At 71.4% G+C, this 6025-nt stretch carries 4 protein-coding genes and 1 pseudogene; 2 read left to right on the forward strand and 3 right to left on the reverse strand.

The genetic code is table 11. From position 1 onward, the window contains the following. Both K4G64_RS37750 and K4G64_RS41230 read left to right on the forward strand, forming a co-directional pair. A partial coding sequence (locus K4G64_RS37750; RefSeq protein WP_221760384.1) for an ATP/GTP-binding protein occupies nucleotides 1–382 on the forward strand: 382 nt, incomplete at its 5' end. Between the two features lie 78 nt (nucleotides 383–460). Continuing rightward, nucleotides 461–2819: pseudogene (locus K4G64_RS41230) on the forward strand (NACHT domain-containing NTPase); the annotation flags it as partial. 88 nt (nucleotides 2820–2907) lie between these two features. Here the strand turns inward: K4G64_RS41230 and K4G64_RS37760 are convergent. The 3 genes from K4G64_RS37760 to K4G64_RS37770 form a co-directional block, all read right to left on the reverse strand. Further along, nucleotides 2908–3102: an acyl-CoA carboxylase subunit epsilon gene (locus tag K4G64_RS37760; protein WP_030851540.1), complete on the reverse strand. Its 195-nt coding sequence runs from the start codon at nucleotides 3100–3102 to the stop codon at nucleotides 2908–2910. 35 nt (nucleotides 3103–3137) lie between these two features. Beyond that, complete coding sequence (locus tag K4G64_RS37765; RefSeq protein ID WP_221760385.1) at nucleotides 3138–4721, reverse strand: acyl-CoA carboxylase subunit beta; 1584 nt, start codon at nucleotides 4719–4721, stop codon at nucleotides 3138–3140. A gap of 154 nt (nucleotides 4722–4875) precedes the next feature. Then, nucleotides 4876–6025 (reverse strand): polysaccharide lyase family 8 super-sandwich domain-containing protein (locus tag K4G64_RS37770; RefSeq protein WP_260461526.1); only part of this gene is annotated, 1150 nt, incomplete at its 5' end.

Consider the following 6025-nt stretch of genomic DNA (forward strand, 5'->3'; position numbering starts at 1 on the left):
CACGGTGGCCATGGACTTCGGCCGAATCACCCTGGACCAGGACCTGATCCTGTACCTCTTCGGTACGCCCGGTCAGGACCGCTTCTGGTTCATGTGGGACGACCTGGTGCGCGGCGCCATCGGCGCGATCGTGCTGGTCGACACGAGGAGGCTCGCCGACTGCTTCCCCGCCGTCGACTACTTCGAGAACAGCGGGCTGCCGTTCGTCATCGCGCTCAACGGCTTCGACGGTCAGCAGCCGTACACGCCGGACGAGGTGCGCGAGGCGCTCCAGATCGGTCCGGACACGCCGATCATCACGACCGACGCCCGCCACCGGGCCGACGCGAAGTCGGCGTTGATCACGCTGGTGGAGCACGCTCTGATGGCGCGCCTGCGGTAATCACCCCGTGCGCCTTGCGGCCCCCGTTCCTCCTGTGGGAGGAGTGGGGGCCGCAGTGTTTTCCGGGGAGGGAGCGCGGTGAGCGCGGAGGCAGCGGCGTTACGGCTGGGCACGACCGTGGCGAAGACGGCGGCCGGCATCTGGCTGGGCGGCAGACGGCGCCGGCAGGAGCGGCAGCTGTCGCTGACGGAGCTGGTGCGGCTGCGGGTACCGGGGCTACGGCTCCAGCGGAGCGTGGAGCGGCAGTTCGGGCAGATCACGGACGCGGTGTTCGACCGGCTGGAGCCGTATCTGGAGCACGAGTTCCGCGGGCTGGACCAGGCCGGACGGCAGGCCGTGATCGACGCGGTGTGCGACACGTTCGCGCGGGCGGACCTGTCGGACGAGGCCGTGTTCGCGGCGGACGCCCATCCGGCGGAGCTGATCCGGCGCCTCACCGGCTCGGTACCCGCCCCGGTGGGGCTGAGTGAGGCGGAGACCCGGCTGTACGAGATGCTCTTCGCCGAGTGCGTCGAGTACTACGTACGGATCGTGCGGAGCCTGCCCGTCTTCGAGGAGCGGGCGGCGGCCGAACTCCTGGCCCGGACGGCGACGCTCGGCACCGAGGTGGCCCGGCTCCTGGAGCGGCTTCCGGACCGCTCCCCGCTCGCGCCGGAGGGCACGGACCGGGACACGGCGTTCCGGCGCCGGTACCTGGAGCTGATCAGCCGGGACCTGGACGAGGTGGAGCTGTTCCGGCGTACGTCGGACCGGGCGGCGGGGCCGCGGGTGCGGTTGTCGGTGGCGTACGTGAGCCTGCGGGCCACCGGGGACGACGGGTCCCGGCGCCGGACCGTCCGCTCCGTGTCGCGGCTGCGGCCCGACATGAGCGACTGGGAGGAGACCGGGGGCGAGAGCTCCGGGGTGCGGGTCGAGACCGGGCTCAGCGGTGCCTCGCGGGTGCTGCTGCGCGGCGAGGCGGGTTCGGGCAAGACGACCCTGCTGCGCTGGCTGGCGGTGACGGCCGCGCGGGGTGCCTTCTCCGGGGAGCTGGCCGACTGGAACGGCCTGACGCCCGTCCTGGTCAAGCTGCGGGAGTACAGCGGCCGCACCCCTCCGGCGCCCGACGCGATGCTCGACGGGGTCGCCGGGCCCCTCACCGGCATCATGCCGAAGGGCTGGGTGGAGCGGCAGCTCGACTCGGGCCGGGCCCTGCTGCTGATCGACGGCGTGGACGAGCTTCTCGACCGGGAGCGCCGGGCGGTCCGGGACTGGCTGCGCAAGCTCCTGGTGGTGTACGAGGGGGTCCGCGTGGTGGTCACCTCCCGCCGGCGGCGGCCGGCGCGGACTGGCTGCGGGGGGAGGACTTCACCGCGATGCACCTGGACCGCATGAGCCCGCCGGACCTGGCGGCCTTCGTACGGCAGTGGCACCAGGCGGTACGGGAGCTGGGCGAGGACCTGCCGTGTCCCGTGGACGACCTCCCCCTGTACGAGCAGTCCCTGCTGACGAGTCTGAAGGACCGCCCGCACCTGCAGTCGCTGGCGGGCACTCCCCTGCTGGCCGCGATGCTCTGCGCCATGCATCTCAACCGGGGTCGTCAACTGCCGCGCGACCGGATGGAGTTGTACCGGAACGCGCTGCACACGCTGGTCCACGACCGGGATGCCGACCGGAACGTGCCGAGCGCGGTGGACAGCAAGCTGAGCCTCAGCGACAAGCTCGTCATCCTGCGGGATCTGGCCTGGCGGCTGTCGGACAACAACCGCAGTGAGATCTCGGTGGAGCAGGCCGCCGTGCACGTCGGCGCGAAGCTGCGGGCGATGCGGCACCTGGACGGCATGGAGGGCGGACAGGTCCTGGACCAGTTGCGCCACCGGTCCGGCATCCTCCGCTCCCCCGCCGAGGCCCGCCTGGACTTCGTGCACCGCACCTTCCAGGAGTACCTCGCCTCGTCGGAGGCGGCCGAGGAGGACCGGATGGGCAACCTCGTCGAGCGGGCGCATCTGGATCTGTGGCGGGAGACCGTCATCATGGCGGCGGGCCATGCGAACGCGCGTCAGCGGCAGGAACTGCTGGGCGGGATCCTGGACCGTGCGGATCGGGAGCCCCGGTATGCGCGGGTGCTGCGGCTGCTGGCCGCGTCGTGCCAGGAGACCCTGCCGGTGATCCCCGACAGCTTGGCGGGGCGGCTGGAGATGCCGTGTCCCGTCTCCTGCCCGCACGCCGTCCGACGGATCCGCCGGCGCTGGCGGCGGTGGGGGCGAGCCTGCTGCGGAGGCTGCCGCGGTCTTTGGGCGAGCTGACGGAGAAGGCTGCTGCGCAGACGGTGCGGACGGTGGCGCTGATCGGTGGGGGTGAGGCGCTGGGGTTGTTGGTGCGGTACGCGGAGGACACGCGGGAGGCGGTGGTCGAGGCGCTCATCGAGGCGTGGGGATACTTCGACGCCGACGCCTATTTCCCCACGTGAACGTCACCATCCGCTGACCGCACACCACGGCCCCGCCCTCCCGGAGGAGGGCGGGGCCGTCAGGGCGTGAAAGAGGTCAGCGCCAGCTGTGCGGGGCCCTGAAGCCCGGCTCGCGTTCCAGGCGGCGCCAGCCCGCCTTGATGCGGCCGCGGTGGGCCGGGGTCGGGTCCGTGGGGCGGGCGGCTGCGCGGGCCAGGAGGATGGCCGTGATGGCGGCGACTTCCTCGGGCTCGGCGTGGCCCTTCTCGACGCGGATGTCAGGGGATTCCATGGGTGTCAGTCTCCGTGAGGAAGATGTCCGCAGGGTTACTGCGGCGGGTTGCCGTGCTTGCGGGACGGCAGGTCCGCGTGCTTGGTCTGGAGCATGGCGAGGGACTTGATGAGCACCTCGCGCGTCTCGGCGGGGTCGATGACGTCGTCGACCAGGCCGCGCTCGGCCGCGTAGTAGGGGTGCATCAGCTCGGACTTGTACTCCTTGACCATGCGGGCCCGCATGGCCTCGGGGTCCTCGGCCTCGGCGATCTGACGGCGGAAGATGACGTTGGCCGCACCCTCCGCGCCCATGACCGCGATCTCGTTGGTCGGCCAGGCGTAGGTGAGGTCGGCACCGATGGACTGGCTGTCCATGACGATGTACGCACCTCCGTAGGCCTTCCGCAGGATCAGGGAGATCCTCGGCACGGTCGCGTTGCAGTAGGCGTAGAGGAGCTTCGCGCCGTGGCGGATGATGCCACCGTGCTCCTGGTCGACGCCCGGGAGGAAGCCGGGGACGTCCAGAAGAGTGATGATCGGGATGTTGAACGCATCGCACATCTGAACGAAGCGGGCCGCCTTTTCGGAGGCCTCGATGTCCAGGACACCGGCGAGCGCCTGCGGCTGGTTGGCGACGATGCCGACGACCTGGCCGTCCATCCGGCCCAGCGCGCAGATGATGTTGCGGGCCCAGCGCTCGTGGACCTCGAGGTACTCGCCGTCGTCGACGATCTCCTCGATGACCTTGGCCATGTCGTAGGGCCGGTTGCCGTCCGCCGGGACCAGGTCCAGCAGGACGTCCGAGCGCCGGTCGGCCGCGTCCGAGGACTCGCTGCGGGGCGGGTTCTCGCGGTTGTTCTGCGGGAGCAGCGACAGGAGGTAGCGGACCTCGGCGATGCAGGTCTCTTCGTCGTCGTAGGCGAAGTGGCAGACACCGGACGTCTCGGCGTGGACGTCGGCGCCGCCCAGGCCGTTCTGCGTGATCTCCTCGCCGGTGACCGCCTTGACGACGTCGGGGCCGGTGATGAACATCTGCGAGGTCTCGCGGACCATGAAGACGAAGTCGGTGAGGGCGGGGCTGTAGGCCGCGCCGCCGGCGCACGGGCCGAGCATCACCGAGATCTGCGGGATCACACCCGAGGCCCTGGTGTTGCGCTGGAAGATGCCGCCGTAGCCGGCGAGGGCCGAGACGCCCTCCTGGATGCGCGCGCCGGCGCCGTCGTTGAGCGACACCAGCGGGGCACCGGCCGCGATGGCCATGTCCATGATCTTGTGGATCTTCGTGGCGTGGGCCTCGCCCAGGGCGCCGCCGAAGATGCGGAAGTCGTGGGCGTAGACGAAGACCGTGCGGCCCTCCACCGTGCCCCAGCCGGTGATCACACCGTCGGTGTACGGCTTCTTGGCGTCCAGGCCGAAGCCGGTCGCCCGGTGCCGGCGCAGCTGCTCGACCTCCCGGAAGGAGTCCGGGTCGAGGAGGAGTTCGATGCGCTCCCGCGCGGTCAGCTTGCCCTTGGCGTGCTGCGCCTCGGTCGCCTTCTCGCTCGGTCCCGCCATCGCCTGCGCACGGATCTCGTGCAGTTCGGCCACGCGTCCGCGCGCGTCGGTCGGCTCACCCGGCGCCTCATCCAAAACGGTCATGTAGTGACCTTACGAAGCCGACCGAGGAATGCGGGCCGTCGACTCCTCACAGTCTCCGGCGTGTTTTCCTGGTACCCCTGAACAGAACCGTGGCGCGGTTGAGCCTTTCCGACTGCTCAGGGGGCGTGTCGCTTGTAGGGGTCGCACAAAGAGGTCAGGCGAGAGTCACCTCACAGACGTGGGAGGCACATACCTTCCCCGGGGTGACACGCACGCGCAGTCGGCGGCCTGTGGAGAGCACCTCGACCGTTTCGTCCGCCCGGTCGACCCGGCGGACCGGGTGCTCCCAGACGATCTCCAGCGGTTCACCCGTACGGGGCGGCTCGCTCACGCAGAGGGTAGCGGTACGGCCCCGGCGGACGACCAGCACGCTCGCGCCGCCGGAGGCGGAGAGCGGGCCCGCCGTCCCCGCCCGCCAGAAAATGGCGGCCGTGCAGCCGAGGGAGGGCACGGTGACCGCCTGGCGGCCGGCGTCGTTGGCGAGGACCGACATCCAGTGGCGGTCGGCGGCGCGGCGCGCGACGGCATGGCGGGACGCCCCGGGCATGAGGACGTAGGTGTACGTGGCGTCCTCGGGGTCGGTGCCGTGGTCGAGCCAGAGGGTCTGCCAGCTGCGGGTGCGCCGCTCGGGTCTGCTGCCGGTGTTGATGTCGGACCAGGCGCCGGTGCGGTCCTCACGCAGCGCCTTGGGCTCCCGGCCGGGCAGGACCCAGCCGCCGTGGCCGTCGAGGTGGGCCCAGTGCGGGCCTTTGACGAAGCGCTGGGTGCCGGATGGGCCGAGGTTGCGGTTGTCGACGATCGTCTCGACCGGGACGCCGTCGGAGCAGGTGATCCCCGCACCCACGCAGATCACCGCATCCTCGACGCAGAACCAGGACTTGCGGGCTTCGAGGGTGGAGCCGAGGCCCTTGAGGTGCTGGCCGAGGGCCGCGTAGGTGCCGTCGGTGGTGCCGCCGACCCAGCGCGCGTCCGGGCGGGCCGTGCCCCACTCGCCGCCCTCGCGGTCGGCGAGCCGCTTGGTGGAGACGGTGGTGCCGGGCAGGCGATACCAGTCGACGGTCGGCCAGAACCAGTCCGTGTACTGGTCGCCGGTGCCCTCGGCCCACCAGCTGACCATGCCCGCGCCGGTGTGCCAGCCGCGGGGGTTCTCGCCGTTGCCGCACTCGTAGTGGGCGATGCGGTCGCTGGCCATGGCGATGTTCACGGTGAAGCCGGGGCCGCGGTGGACGGCGCGGTCCATGGCGGCGAAGAGGTGGTGCCCGGTGGGTTCGGGTGCGGCCGGGGCGGGTGAGGCGGCGATGGCG

It is taken from the genome of Streptomyces sp. WAC04114, from assembly GCF_019733245.1.
Taxonomy (GTDB): Bacteria; Actinomycetota; Actinomycetes; order Streptomycetales; family Streptomycetaceae; genus Streptomyces; species Streptomyces massasporeus_A.